Source organism: Brevundimonas diminuta, from assembly GCF_050310045.1.
In the GTDB taxonomy this organism is placed as follows: Bacteria; Pseudomonadota; Alphaproteobacteria; order Caulobacterales; family Caulobacteraceae; genus Brevundimonas; species Brevundimonas diminuta_F.
Window position 1 is genome coordinate 2,575,503 of sequence record NZ_CP190005.1, and the last position, 12,074, is coordinate 2,587,576.

14 protein-coding genes are annotated in these 12,074 nt (G+C 67.2%); 9 read left to right on the plus strand and 5 right to left on the minus strand.

The window, feature by feature from the left end; genetic code table 11:
* Positions 1–27 precede the first annotated feature (27 nt).
* Complete coding sequence (locus tag ACORJG_RS12400) at positions 28–3,150, plus strand: TonB-dependent receptor domain-containing protein (RefSeq protein ID WP_427789425.1); 3,123 nt, start codon at positions 28–30, stop codon at positions 3,148–3,150.
* A gap of 18 nt (positions 3,151–3,168) precedes the next feature.
* Here the strand turns inward: ACORJG_RS12400 and ACORJG_RS12405 are convergent, their stop codons facing one another.
* Positions 3,169–3,363, minus strand: coding sequence for a hypothetical protein (locus ACORJG_RS12405; RefSeq protein ID WP_427789427.1), 195 nt, complete (start codon positions 3,361–3,363; stop codon positions 3,169–3,171).
* On the opposite strand from ACORJG_RS12405, the gene ACORJG_RS12410 reads away from it, so the two are divergent.
* The 5 genes from ACORJG_RS12410 (at position 3,295) to ACORJG_RS12430 (ending at position 5,641) form a co-directional block, all read left to right on the plus strand.
* On the plus strand, positions 3,295–3,549 hold the full coding sequence (locus tag ACORJG_RS12410) for a hypothetical protein (protein ID WP_427792953.1): 255 nt from the start codon (positions 3,295–3,297) through the stop codon (positions 3,547–3,549). The two genes, ACORJG_RS12405 and ACORJG_RS12410, sit on opposite strands and share 69 nt — an antisense overlap.
* A gap of 28 nt (positions 3,550–3,577) precedes the next feature.
* Positions 3,578–4,168, plus strand: a complete 591-nt coding sequence (locus ACORJG_RS12415; protein ID WP_427789429.1) for a biliverdin-producing heme oxygenase — start codon at positions 3,578–3,580, stop codon at positions 4,166–4,168.
* A 191-nt stretch (positions 4,169–4,359) separates the two neighbouring features.
* The gene (locus ACORJG_RS12420; protein ID WP_427789431.1) at positions 4,360–4,644 is read left to right on the plus strand and encodes a hypothetical protein; all 285 of its coding nucleotides are present in this window, start codon (positions 4,360–4,362) and stop codon (positions 4,642–4,644) included.
* Between the two features lie 4 nt (positions 4,645–4,648).
* A complete protein-coding gene (locus tag ACORJG_RS12425; protein ID WP_427789433.1) occupies positions 4,649–4,894 on the plus strand; it encodes a hypothetical protein in 246 nt (81 codons plus the stop codon).
* A 63-nt stretch (positions 4,895–4,957) separates the two neighbouring features.
* A complete protein-coding gene (locus tag ACORJG_RS12430; protein ID WP_427789435.1) occupies positions 4,958–5,641 on the plus strand; it encodes a hypothetical protein in 684 nt (227 codons plus the stop codon).
* Here ACORJG_RS12430 and ACORJG_RS12435 read toward each other — a convergent pair whose 3' ends face one another.
* Entirely contained in the window at positions 5,642–6,391 is a 750-nt protein-coding gene (locus tag ACORJG_RS12435; protein ID WP_427789437.1) for an SDR family NAD(P)-dependent oxidoreductase, read from the minus strand. It lies immediately after the preceding gene.
* A gap of 35 nt (positions 6,392–6,426) precedes the next feature.
* Positions 6,427–7,185, minus strand: a complete 759-nt coding sequence (locus ACORJG_RS12440; RefSeq protein WP_427789439.1) for a 3-oxoacyl-ACP reductase — start codon at positions 7,183–7,185, stop codon at positions 6,427–6,429.
* Positions 7,186–7,303: 118 nt separating this feature from the next.
* Here ACORJG_RS12440 and ACORJG_RS12445 point away from each other — a divergent pair, with 118 nt between their 5' ends.
* The 3 genes from ACORJG_RS12445 (at position 7,304) to ACORJG_RS12455 (ending at position 9,207) form a co-directional block, all read left to right on the plus strand.
* Positions 7,304–7,597, plus strand: a complete 294-nt coding sequence (locus tag ACORJG_RS12445; RefSeq protein ID WP_427789441.1) for a metalloregulator ArsR/SmtB family transcription factor — start codon at positions 7,304–7,306, stop codon at positions 7,595–7,597.
* Positions 7,598–7,661: 64 nt separating this feature from the next.
* Positions 7,662–8,261, plus strand: coding sequence for an SdpI family protein (locus ACORJG_RS12450; protein ID WP_427789443.1), 600 nt, complete (start codon positions 7,662–7,664; stop codon positions 8,259–8,261).
* Between the two features lie 28 nt (positions 8,262–8,289).
* Positions 8,290–9,207: an alpha/beta hydrolase gene (locus tag ACORJG_RS12455; protein ID WP_427789444.1), complete on the plus strand. Its 918-nt coding sequence runs from the start codon at positions 8,290–8,292 to the stop codon at positions 9,205–9,207.
* On the opposite strand, the gene ACORJG_RS12460 is transcribed toward ACORJG_RS12455, so the two are convergent.
* On the minus strand, positions 9,200–9,751 hold the full coding sequence (locus ACORJG_RS12460; RefSeq protein ID WP_427789446.1) for a GNAT family N-acetyltransferase: 552 nt from the start codon (positions 9,749–9,751) through the stop codon (positions 9,200–9,202). The two genes, ACORJG_RS12455 and ACORJG_RS12460, sit on opposite strands and share 8 nt — an antisense overlap.
* Positions 9,748–11,832 carry a S46 family peptidase gene (locus ACORJG_RS12465; RefSeq protein WP_427789448.1) on the minus strand — a complete coding sequence of 695 codons (2,085 nt, stop codon included), beginning with the start codon at positions 11,830–11,832 and terminating at the stop codon, positions 9,748–9,750. The genes ACORJG_RS12460 and ACORJG_RS12465 overlap by 4 nt, the downstream gene beginning before the upstream one ends.
* Positions 11,833–12,074 lie beyond the last annotated feature (242 nt).

A 12,074-nucleotide genomic window follows, 5' to 3' on the forward strand; every position in this document is an offset into this window, starting at 1 on the left:
CGGGCAGACCGGGCAAAGCGGCGCGCGGTGTGGGTCAGCGTCTTGCTGGCGACGACGACGATCACGGGCGCCGTATGGGCTGAGCCCGTGTTGGCTCAGGCGCGCGATGCGCAGCGGAATTTCGAGATTCCGGCGCAGCCCCTGCCGTCGGCGCTGGGCGTGTTCGGCCGTCAGGCGTCGCTGCAGGTCAGCGTGCCCGCCGATCTGGCGCGTGGCCAGACCTCCGCCGCCGTGTCGGGGACGATGACGCCCCGGCAGGCGCTGGGTCGACTGCTGGCGGGCACGGGCCTGACCTATCGTCTCAGCGGCGACATCGTCACGCTTGAGCGCGCGCCCGAGACGCAGCCGGGGACGATCCAGCTGGGCGCCGTGCGGGTCGAGGGCGACGGCGGAAACGGCGGCGTGGTCGCGGGCAACGGACGCGCCGCGGGCTGGGACGGCTCGGGCGGCTCGGTCTATGTGACACCGGGTTCGGTCAGCGTGATCACCCGCGATAAACTGGAAGCCTATCCGGCGCAGGCGCCCGCCGACATGCTGCGGGGAACGACGGGCATCATCTCGGGCGAGGCGCGCAGCAGCGGCGGCCTGGACGTCAACATCCGGGGGATGCAGGGCCAGGGTCGGGTGCCGGTCACGGTCGACGGCGCGATCAACGGCACGACCGTCTATCGCGGCTATCAGGGTGCCAGCAACCGCAGCTTCATCGACCCTGATTTCATCAGCCATGTCGCCATCGAGAAGGGCCCGTCGATGGGCAACGCCATTGCAGGCGGGATCGGCGGCTCGGTGACGATGAAGACGCTCGGCGTCGATGACATCGTGCCTGCGGATGATGTCATGGCCGTTCGGGTGATGGCGTCGCTGACCGGCAACAATACGACGCCGGGGTCGAACATGACCCGCAATATTCTGGAGCCGCTCAGCTTCTACGGCGATCCGCTGGCGGCGACGCGCCAGCGCGACCGGCCCGGCGTCTTCACGCCGGGCGGCGGCTCGGCCAGCGTGGTGTTCGCGCGCCGGGGCGAGCGGATCGATCTGCTGGCGGGCTATTCCTACCGCAACACCGGCAACTATTTCGCGGGAACGGGCGGAAAGCAGGCGCCCAAGCCGACGGGGACGCCGTCGCCGTTCTGCGCCGCCGGCTCGAACGAGGCGGTGTTGCAGCAGCTGTGCGACCGCGCCGTCGCCTTCTATGGCGCGCATGGACCCACGCCCTTCGTTGCGGGCGAACAGGTCTACAACACCTCCAACGAGAGTGAATCGGTCCTGCTGAAGGCAGTGATCCGTCCGGCCGACGACCATCTTCTGGAGCTGGCCTATGGCGGCTATTGGAGCACCTTCGGCGAGAACTATCCCGGCACACTGGTCAGCCCGACAGGCGCGGTCTTCCAGAACAACGCCTTTTCAGAGACCACTGTGGATCGCATCACGGGCCGCTATCGCTGGAACCCCGAGAACGACCTTCTTGATCTGAAGATCAACGGCTGGCTTTCCAGGCTCGAAGAAGCCGCGCCGTCCTTCTACAACTCCGACCCGTCGCGCCGTTATGTCGACAGTTGGGGCGCCGACGCCAGCAACGGCTCAAGGCTGTCGACGGGCGCAGGCCTGTTTTCCGCCGACTATGGCGCCTCCTTCCTGCACGAAAAGGCCGGGCCGGTCGGAGATTGGTCGAACGTCGTCTCGAACCCGCCGGGGCGTGAGGGATCGCGCAGCGAATACAGCCTGTTCGCCGATACGGCGCTGGAGCCGACCGGCTGGCTGCGCCTGACCGCGGGCGGGCGCTATCAGAACTATAGCCTGACGGACCGGCAGACGCGCCTGAACCAGACCGCCCAACAACGGCTTGAGCGCAGCGAGGATGCGTTCAACTGGTCGCTGGGCGCGACGGTCATGCCGCTGGACGGGTTGCAGCTGTTCGCGACCTACAAGAAGGCGTCGCGCCTGCCGTCGCTGCTGGAGGCGACCACCAACTTCTTCATGGTGGCCAATCCCGGCCTGCACAAGGAAACCGCCAGTAACTGGGAGGTCGGCGCCAACTACATCCGCTACGGCCTGCTGGCGGACGAGGACGAACTGGGCCTGAAACTGGTCTGGTTCGACAACGACATCGACGGCTACATCTCGCGCCGCTACCTGCTGAAGGAAGCCGCCATGCAGATGTACAACATCGACCGGGCGCAGTTCAGCGGTCTGGAAGGCAACATCAGCTATCGCAACGGCGGGCTGAGCGTGGACGCCGGGGCGACCTATTACGACAGCATCCGCTTCTGCCGTTCCAGTGAGAACTGCATCGCCAGCTCGCTCGCGTCGGATTACGCCACCAACTATATTCCGCCGACGTGGTCGGCCAATCTGTCGATCAGCCAGAAGTTCCTGAACGATCGGGCCACCCTGGGCGCCCGCGTGACCTATATGGGCGAGCGCGCCATCGACGCCGAAAAGCCCTCGACCGGCTTCCTGCCGCTGATCAGCGCCATCGACTGGCGCCCCTATACGCTGGTGGATGTGATGGGCAGCGTGAAGGTGAACGACACGCTGTCGTTCAACTGGAGCGTCGATAACCTGACGGACCGCTATTACACCGAGCCTATGAGCCTGGGCTTCGTCCCGGCGCCGGGGCGCACCTTCCGCATCGGTCTGAGCCAGACGCTCGGCTCGGGCGGCGGTATGTGGCTGGGTGACTGGTTCAGCGGCGATCACGACGCGGGCTCCGTCGACTGGACCGGCCCTTATGTCAGCATGGACTTCGGCTATGGCTCAGGCAACACGCAGGGCGATGTGACCGACAGCGCCGGAAAGGCGGCGGACATCGAAAACGGCAGCCGCATCGACGAGAACCTGCACAACCTCGTCGGCGGCGTACGCGCGGGCTATAATTATCAGTTCGCCAACAATGTCGTCATCGGCGTCGGAAGCGATGTCACGACCGGCGATCTGGCGGCCTGGTCGGGCGTGCTGGTGTCGTCGACCTCGGGCGAAAGCAACAGCATAAAATCCCTGCGCGCGGCCAATATCCTGGAGTCGGACACGCGCTATAAATGGGACCGTCTCGTCACCCTGCAGGGTAAGCTGGGCTATGCGCTGGGACGCACGCTGGTGTACGGTACGGCGGGCGTCGGGTGGATGCGTGAAACGCAGTCTCGCAGCTAGTACCGTTCTGTCCCGCCGTCAAGCCGGGCCGATTTCGGCATCAGCCCCTATGCGCCGGGCAGCATCCCGCTTGAACCCTATTTCACCGAGCAGGACCGCCATATCCGCACCGGCGCCGTTCTGGGCGCGGGCGTAGAGCGCGCCATCGACGAGCGCTGGTCGCTGCGCGCCGAATACAACTACGCCCGCTTCGGCCATGAGACGTTCGAGCATGAAGACGCACGCGCCGGCGTGGGTCTGGCCTATAATTTCTCAGGCTTCGTGCGCGACCCGATCACCGGCGAACGGGTGCGCGTCACCTCGTCGGGGCCGGGCACGGTGAACATCGTCGAGGGCCGCAAGGTCCGCTCGGACGCCGACCTGCACATGGTCCGCATCGGCCTCAGCTATCGTTTCTGAACCGTCAGACGACACAGGAGAAACAGGAATGGACCACGTTCCCGATCTGCCGCGTTCCCGGCGGCTGAAAACCATGACGCATGGCGTCCATGATCAACTGGACCGGTCGATCATGGAGGCGTCGTCCTTCGACAGCCTTCAGGGCTATGCGCGTTTCGTCGCCATGCAGCGAGTGTTTCACCGCGATATCGACGCGCTTTACGGGGATGCCGCGCTGGAGGCCCTGTTGCCGGGGCTGTCCGGGCGGCGGCGCCTGTCGCTGATCGAGGCGGATCTGTCGGATCTGGGCCAGCCGACGCCCTTGATCGAGACGCCGCCTGTCTTCCCGCAAGGTCGGGCGGCGGACGTCGCCACGGCTCTGGGCTGGCTCTATGTAGCGGAAGGCTCGCGCATGGGCGGGGCTTTGTTACGCAAGGAGGCCACCGGTCTGGGGTTGTCGGACGATCACGGCGCGCGCCATCTGGCGCCGCCGCCGGAAGGTCCCGCTGCGTTCTGGAGGGCCTTCACGGGCGCTCTGGACGCCATCGCCCTGACGCCCGAGGAAGACGTGCGGGTCATCGAGGGCGCCGACGCCGCCTTTGCTCGGGTGCAGGCCCTGGCCAATGCCGCCCTGCGATAAGGCTCTGGCCGCGCCTGTCTCTGCGTTAGCGTCTGCGGACGGCGCAGAGCGAGCGCGCAGGCCGACGAAATGGGGGATGGGCGTGGCGGCGTCAGTGCTGATGCACGCCGCCCCTCTGGTGATGATGGGCGGCTTTCTCGCCTCGCGGCAGGCGCGGCCCATCCCGCCTGAAACCGTGTTCGAGGTGGAGCTTGTCCGACTGCAGGCGCCGCCCCGACCGCCTTCCGAAAAGCCGCCCGGTCCCGTTCAGGAACGAGGCGCCTGCACGCCAACCGACGCCGAAGCCGCGCCTTCAGCCGCGTATCCAGACCAGCGCCATCGCCGATGTGGAGCCGCTGACAGCGCCGCCGCCCGATCAGCAGGTCGTGGTCGCGTCGCAGTCCGTTCCCGCGCCCGAGACCACGGCGCCGCCCGAAGTTGCCGGCGATCCCGTCAGCCTCTCCGTGCCGATCGAGTTCTTCATGCGCGGGCGTTGAGCCTTTGGAGAAGACGACCCTGCCGCAAGTTCAGAGGAAGCAAACGTCGAGCCTGACGTTCCTCCAGCCCCGGCTTCGGCCAGAGCCGCCGCCGTTGCGGCTCGCTCCCGACCTCGCGGCGCCCTGGTCCTTCATCGTCGCCGCCAACGCCAACACAAACGCCATGAACGTCCTCTTCATGACGATCGCCGTCACCCGGCTGTCGCGCGACTGTCGCGTGAAGAGTCTACTCAGGCGACAGCAACCTTGAGGCGCCGGCGCGTCCGCCTATTCCGATCCGCACGGTCCCGCGACGCTGCAGGAGATGAATGCGTTGAGCCTGATCGATCCTGCGCCCGACGGATGGATACCTCCTGCCATGCGCCGTCCGGCCGCCTGGATATGCTGGAGTTTCGCGGCGCTGGCAGCCTTCCTGTCTGGATGGACCGGCGCTGATGGCGCCGTTTCCGGCGAGATCGCAGGCCAGTCAGCGCAATGGATATCGGCTGTCAGCCTGACCATCGGCGCAGGCCTGATCCTGACCGGCGGCCTGTTCCAGGCGTGCGGCGCAGGAGCGGGCGGTGGGTGGAGGATCCGTATCCTGCCTGTTCCCCTGGCCGCCTTCTTCATTGGCCTGGGGCTGGGAGGCCTGCTTCATGCCCTGATCCATGACGGCCCTGCCCGCTCCGAATCCCTGATCGCGTTATACGGGGCCGCCCTGTGCCTGCTCGTCGCCGAAGGGCTGCACCGACGGCAAAGGCGAATCGACCTGATGCTGCATGAGGTGATCCGTGACGGCATTCGTACCGAAGGTCGTATCGTCCAGCTCAGCCGCTTTCGCGTCAACGAAGAACCCATGAGCCGCGTCACCGTTCGCTTTACAGGCCAGGATGGGCGTCAGCACTGCGCCAGCGATACCATCAGCGGCCACGCCGTGCTCGGCCAGAAGGTGGACATCCGCTACCTGCCATCGCGGTTGAACCTTCGGCGCGGCGTCGTCATCGCCCGCCGCTATTGATCAGCCGCGCGCCACCTGAAAGCCTGCGAAGGACTGGCTGACCGGCATCAGCTCCAGCGCGTTAATGTTCAGGTGGGGCGGCAGGGTAGCGATCCAGAACAGAGTATCTGCAATGTCTTCGCCCGTCATCGGGGCCGCGCCGCAATAGAGGGCGTCGGACACCGCCTGATCGCCGCCGGTGCGGACTAGGGTGAACTCCGTCTCGGCCATGCCCGGCTCGATGGAGGTGACGCGCACCCCCGTCCCGTGCAGGTCCGACCGCAGCCCCAGCGAGAACTGGCGCACGAAGGCCTTGGTCCCTCCGTAAGCATTGCCGCCCTTGTAAGGATAGGTCGCGGCCACCGAACTGATGTTCAGGATCGCCCCCTTGCAGGCGATCAGGCGCGGCAGCAGGCGGTGAGTCAGCGTCACCAGGCCGGTGATGTTGGTGTCGATCATCTGGCGCCACTGGGCCAGATCAGCCTCCTGCGCCGTCGCCGTGCCCAGCGCCAGACCGGCGTTGTTGATCAGCACATCAACGTCGCGGAAGCCTTCGGGAAGCGCGTCCAGCGCCGCGTCGATGGCGGCCTCGTCCCGCATGTCGAAGGCGGCGGCGTGAACCCGATCCGCGCCCAGTTCGGCGACCAGTTCGTCCAGACGCTCCTGACGGCGGCCGGTGGCGATCACCTTCCAGCCCGCCCCCGCAAAACGGCGCGCCGCCGCCCGGCCGATGCCCGAGGTGGCTCCGGTGATCAGAATGACGCCGCTCATGATGTGTGTCCTTGAGGCTTTAGTGTCGGGCCGACTTAATCCCGCACCAGCCCGCCGTCGACCACCAGATTCTGCCCCGTCACCGCCCGGCTCCACGGCGAGGCGAAGAAGAGCGCCGCATCGGCGAACTCTTCCGGCGTCGTCACCGACCGCAGCGGCGTCATGCTGGCGATCAGGTCGAACACAGCCTCGGGCGTCGCAGCGCTGGCGTCGGTCGTGCGCAGCAGGCCGCCCGAGATCATGTTGACGGTGATCCCCGACGGCCCCAGATCGCCCGCCGCCGTCCGCGTCAGGCTGAGCAGGGCGGCCTTGGCGGCCGTATAGTCGTGATAGGGCACGACCGGATTCTGGAACAGGTTGGTGCCGATGTTGACCACCCGGCCGAATTTTTGCGCCGTCATGCCCGGCGCCGTCGCCTGGATGACGTTCAGGGCGCCGCGGATCACGGTGGCGAACTGGCGCTCCATGTCCGCCCACGGGATGTCAGCCATCGGGGCGCGGGCGTCGCCGTTGAAGCTGTAGTCCAGTGCATTGTTGACCACAGTGCTGACCGCGCCGCCAAAATGCGCCTCGACCTTGGCGACCATGGCGTCCACGGCCGCGCGGTCCGTCACATCGGCCTGAACCGCCAGCGCGCGCTCGCCCAGTTCCGCCGCCAGCGCCTCGGCCCGCTCGCCGCTGTTGCGCCAGTTGATCGCCACCCGCGCGCCCTGCCCCGCAAAGGCCCGCGCCGCCGCCGCGCCCACGCCCCGCGCGCCGCCGGTGATGAGAACGATCTGATCGCGGATTTCCATGAGAACAACTCGCAGAGAATAAACCAGCCTCAGCCATAGGCCGCGCCTGCCGTGAAGGCCAGCGACGCCTCGACGAACACGGGTTGTATTTAGGAAATTTCCTAAGTACGCTTTTTCCATGAACAGCCTGTTCAAGGCCCTGTCCCACCCGGTTCGGCGGCGCATCATCGCCATGCTGCGCAAGGGGCCGCTGGCGTCCGGCGATATCGCCGCCGCCTTCGACATGAGTTGGCCGACCATTACCGGCCACCTCAACGCGCTGAAGGAGGCTGGTCTCGTCAGTCCCGAGCGCGACGGCCAGTCGATCCGCTATCGGCTGGAGATTTCGGCGGTCGAGGAGGCTCTGGCCTTCCTGATGGATCTGAGCCGGGCAGGCGCAGAAAAGGAGGAGGAAGAGGACCATCATGACTAGAATGAAACCGGACGCCCTGGACCTGGCCTCGATCGTTCTGATCGTCGCCGTCGCCTAACTGGCCATGTGGGTTGGAACCGCAGGTCCGACGACGCCGATCCCCATACATTTCAACCTGGCGGGAGAAGCTGACGGCTGGGCTCCGCGCGGCCAGGTCGCGTGGATGATCGGCGGCCTCGGCGTCGTCGCCGCCGCGACTGTCGGCGGGTGCAGCCTTTACGCGCGGCGAGCGCAGGCGGATCCCGCGCGCCGACGCAGCCTTAAGAGCGCGCAACTGGTCTGCCTGCTGGCCTTCACGGGCTGCATCAGCCTGATCGCTTTTCCGCTGTTCAGCGCCGCTCCGCCCAGCCAGGGGGCGAACATGGCTCTAACCGCCCTGCTGCTTCTGGCGGTCGGCGCCTTTCTCGGCCGCGTCGGCCCCAATGTGGCTGTCGGGGTGCGCACGCCCTGGAACTACAAGAGCAAACTGGCGTGGGAGCGCTCCAACCGCCTGGCCGGACGGCTGATGTTCGGTCTGGGTCTGGTCGGCCTGATCGTCGCGCCGCTCGCGCCCCAGCCGCTGGGGTTCAGCGCCCTGATCATCGGCGTGCTGATCGCCACCGCCTGGTCGGTGGTCGAAAGCTGGCGCGTGTGGCGGAACGACCCCGACCGCCAGCCCTTCTAAACCTGAATACCCGACGATGGAGATGACGATGCTGACCCTCGCCGCCGCCCTGCTCCTCTTACCCGTTTCCAGCCCGGTCGAACTGCCGTCCAGCCCTGCACCGCTCCACGGAACATTGCTGACGCCCGAGAGCCAGGCGCGCGCCGCCGCCGTCATCCTGCCGGGCTCTGGGCCGACTGATCGCGACGGGAACAGTCCGCAGTTCGGCATTCAGGCGGCGACCTATCGCCTGCTGGCCGAAGGCTTGGCCGAGCGCGGTATCGCCACCATCCGCATCGATAAGCGCGGCGTGGCTGCAAGCGCCGCCGCAGGGCCTGCTGAGGCTGAGCTGCGCTTTTCCGCCTATGCCGACGACGCCCGCGCCTGGGCGGTCGAGGCGGCGGCGAAGACGGGCCGCCCGTGCGCCTGGCTGATCGGCCATAGCGAAGGAGCGCTAGTCGCGCTGGCGGCCATGGCGCAAGGCGCAGACAAGGTGTGCGGTCTGGTGCTGCTGTCCGGCGCCGGGCGTCCGGCGGGCGTCGTGCTGCGCGAACAACTGGCTGGCCTGCCCGAACCGTTGAATACCGAGGCCTACGCCGCCGTCGACGAACTGGAGGCGGGCCGCACCGTCGCCGATCCGCCTGCATCTCTGGCCGCGCTGTTCCGGCCGTCGGTCCAGCCCTATCTGATTTCTTGGCTGGCGCTGGATCCGGCGAAGCTGGCGGCGGCCTATGACGGTCCGATCTTCATCGGTCAGGGGACGACGGACATTGAGGTGGCGGTCGCCGACGCCGAGGCTCTGAAGGCCGCCCAGCCCCGCGCCGAACTGGTGATCTGGGACGGGGTCAACCATGTCCTGAAGGTCGCGCCCACCGAGCGCGCCGCCAACATCGCGACCTATACGGACCCCGCCCTGCCGCTGGCGCCCGGCGTGGTCGAAGCGGCAGCGGACTTCATGTTCAAATAGATTCCTGTCTTTTTGACGCAATGACTTTTTCCAGCACAACGAATTCCAGCTCGCGCGTACGGGGCAGGCCGAAGCGTTCGTCGTCCAGCGGGAAGGGGCGGGTCTCGCCGGTCAGGCGATAGCCGCGCCGTTCGTACCAGGCGATCAGTTCGGCGCGTTGGCGGATGACCGTCATCTCCATGCGCGACGCGGCGAAGCGGGCGGCGGCTTCGGCCTCGGCGGCGTCGATCAGCAGGCGGCCCAGACCGCCCGCCTGACGCGCCGGATCGACGGTCAGCAGGCCCAGATAGGCCAGCCCCTGTCCCTGATCCGCCACCTGCACGCAGCCTGTCAGAACGCCCTCGACATCGGCCAGCAGGATGACCCGCGAGACATCAGTCAGAATGCTGCGCAGTTCGGCTTCATCCGTGCGCTGGCCGCCCAGCAGGTCGGCCTCATGGGTCCAGCCTGCCCTGGCGCCGTCGCCGCGATAGGCGCTTTCGATCAGGCGGTGCAACGCCGGAATGTCATCCGGCGCGGCGGGCCGAAAGGCCGTGTCGCTCATTTGACGCCCAGTTCGGCGATCAGGTGATCCATGCCGTAGACGTCGCGCAGGGCCGTGGTCACGGCCTGGGTGGTGACGATGACGCTGCGGTTGACGTTGCGGTCATAGCCATAGGCGTTGCGCTGGGTCAGGACGGTGGAGTCGAAGTTGGCGCCGATGATCTCGCCCTTCGCATTCACCGCAGGCGAGCCCGACGAGCCGCCGATGGTGTCGGACGAGACGGCCATGTTCATCACCGCGTTCGGGTCGATTCGGTCCTTGGCGGCCAGCAGTTTGGGCGCGACGTTGAACGGCTCGGCGCCGGTCGCGCGGTCCCACAGCCCGGCGAAGGTGGTGAAGGCGGGGATGCGCTGGCCCGGCACGTCGGTGCCTTCGACCCGGCCGTAGGTCAGACGCAGGGTGCCGGTGGCGTCCGGATAGACGGCGTCGCCGAAGACGGCGAAGCGGGCGGCGGCCAGTTGTTCCGAGGCGCGATCGGTCGGCGCCTGCACCCGGTTCTCCCAGTCGGCGCGCACGGCGCGGGCGTCGGCGTCGATGGCCAGAACATACTGGATCAGCGGGTCGGTCGAGGCCTGAACAGCGGGCAGACCGCCTTCCCACAGGGCGCGACGCACGGTCGGATCGGCTAGTTTGGTGCCTTCGACCAGACGGGCCGACAGGCCCTCGGGGCTCTCCTTGCCCAGCAGGGTGCGGACGTAAGGGCTGTCGACGGTCAGCCATTCGCGCGTCTTGGACAGCCACCATTCCAGACGGATCTGCTCCAGCTCCGGATAGGTCGGACGCGCCGCGAACAGGCTGGCCTGCACGCCGGACAGGCGGCTGTCGGCGAACTCGGGCAGGCGCTGGTCGGACGGCTTGGCGCGTTCCTGCGCCCCGCGCACGATGGCCCGCGCCCAGCTGAACAGGGACGAGCCGCCCGCCACCGAGGTGGTGCCCATGCCGGTGCCGCCTTCCAGCAGGGCCATCGGGGCGTAGAGCTCGCGCGCGATCGGCTGGACCTCAGCCAGAACGGCCCAGGGATCGCCGACCTCGGCCGACAGGGCCTCGTTCTCGGCCACGCCGCGACGGAAGACGGTTTCCTGCCCGGCCAGCTGGTCCATGAAGGCCGGGTCGATCAGGGCGGCCATCCGGCCGCGCCCGCGCTTATAGGTGTTTTCGACGCCCGACAGCGGGTCCATGGCGATGAAGGCCTGATCCTCGCCCTCTTCCGAATAGCGGATCAGACGGCCGCGCAGCTCGGACGCGATCAGCTGATCCAGCGGCAGGACCACGTCGCGGATGGTCATCAGCTGGGCCTGCGTCAGCAGACGCTGGGTCGAGCCGGGGTTGCCGGTGACGAAGACGGGCTCGCCCTCGGTCGGCTTATTCGGATTCCAGGTGAAGTGGGTCGGCGTCGCGGCGGGCTTGCCGTCTTCATACAGGCGGATGAAGGCGGCATCGATGGCGAAGCGCGGGAAGGAGAAGTTGTCCAGATCGCCGCCGAAGGTCGCGGCGCGGTCTTCCGGCGCCCAGGCCAGACGCACGTCCGAGTATTTGCGGAACTTGTAGAGCTTGAACTGGCCGCCGCGATACAGGCTGACGACCTGACAGCGGATCTTGCCGTCGTCGCCGCAGGCTTCGGTTTCGATGCGGCCGGCCTCGGCCTCGCGCGCCTGAGTATAGGCCTGGCCGTCCAGACCGGCGCCCGCCTTCTGGACCCGCTCGGTGACGTCGGTGATGTCGGTCAGTATTTCCGCCGAGGCGCCGGGGCATTGCAGCTCTTCCTCGCGGCTGCGGGGCGTGAAGCCGGTCTCATTATACTGAAGCTGGGGCGTCGACAGGTTGGCGACGCAGGACGAGACGCAGTGGTTGTTGGTCATCACCAGCCCCTCGGCCGAGATGACCCCCGCCGAACAGCCGCCGAACTTCACCGACGACAGGCGCACCCGGTCCAGCCAGCCCTGATCGATGTTCGTGCCCAGCGTTTGGTTGGCGCGGGCGATGGGGAAGTTGTCATAGGTCCACATGCCCTCCTCTGCCTTGGCGAAAGAGGCGGCGGCGAAGGCCAGGACAGCGGCCGAGGCGAACAGCATGTGACGCATGGAAGGCTCCTGAGTTCAGACTCCGGCGAGGAAAAACAGAGTCCAATTCGTCTGAATAGTCTGAAATCGGCGGGCAGAAAGCTAGCAGGCCGATGCGTCAGACGGGGGCGTATCTTTTCTCCCTCCCCTTCATGGGGAGGGTGGTTGAGCCCGACAGGGCGAAACCGGGTGGGGGCAGCGCGACTGTTCGGGCACAGGGCATAAGCCGGAAATGGAGTTCAGGATCGCCTGGCCCACCCCAC

Excerpts from the sequence above, each read along its gene's own strand:
- ACORJG_RS12405 (WP_427789427.1), bottom strand. The coding sequence starts at position 3,363 with ATGCTCGAACGTCTCATGGCCGAAGCGGGCGTAGTTGTATTCGGCGCG.
- ACORJG_RS12415 (WP_427789429.1), top strand. The coding sequence starts at position 3,578 with ATGGACCACGTTCCCGATCTGCCGCGTTCCCGGCGGCTGAAAACCATG.
- ACORJG_RS12435 (WP_427789437.1), bottom strand. The coding sequence starts at position 6,391 with ATGAGCGGCGTCATTCTGATCACCGGAGCCACCTCGGGCATCGGCCGG.
- ACORJG_RS12440 (WP_427789439.1), bottom strand. The coding sequence starts at position 7,185 with ATGGAAATCCGCGATCAGATCGTTCTCATCACCGGCGGCGCGCGGGGC.
- ACORJG_RS12445 (WP_427789441.1), top strand. The coding sequence starts at position 7,304 with ATGAACAGCCTGTTCAAGGCCCTGTCCCACCCGGTTCGGCGGCGCATC.
- ACORJG_RS12450 (WP_427789443.1), top strand. The coding sequence starts at position 7,662 with ATGTGGGTTGGAACCGCAGGTCCGACGACGCCGATCCCCATACATTTC.
- ACORJG_RS12455 (WP_427789444.1), top strand. The coding sequence starts at position 8,290 with ATGCTGACCCTCGCCGCCGCCCTGCTCCTCTTACCCGTTTCCAGCCCG.
- ACORJG_RS12460 (WP_427789446.1), bottom strand. The coding sequence starts at position 9,751 with ATGAGCGACACGGCCTTTCGGCCCGCCGCGCCGGATGACATTCCGGCG.
- ACORJG_RS12465 (WP_427789448.1), bottom strand. The coding sequence starts at position 11,832 with ATGCGTCACATGCTGTTCGCCTCGGCCGCTGTCCTGGCCTTCGCCGCC.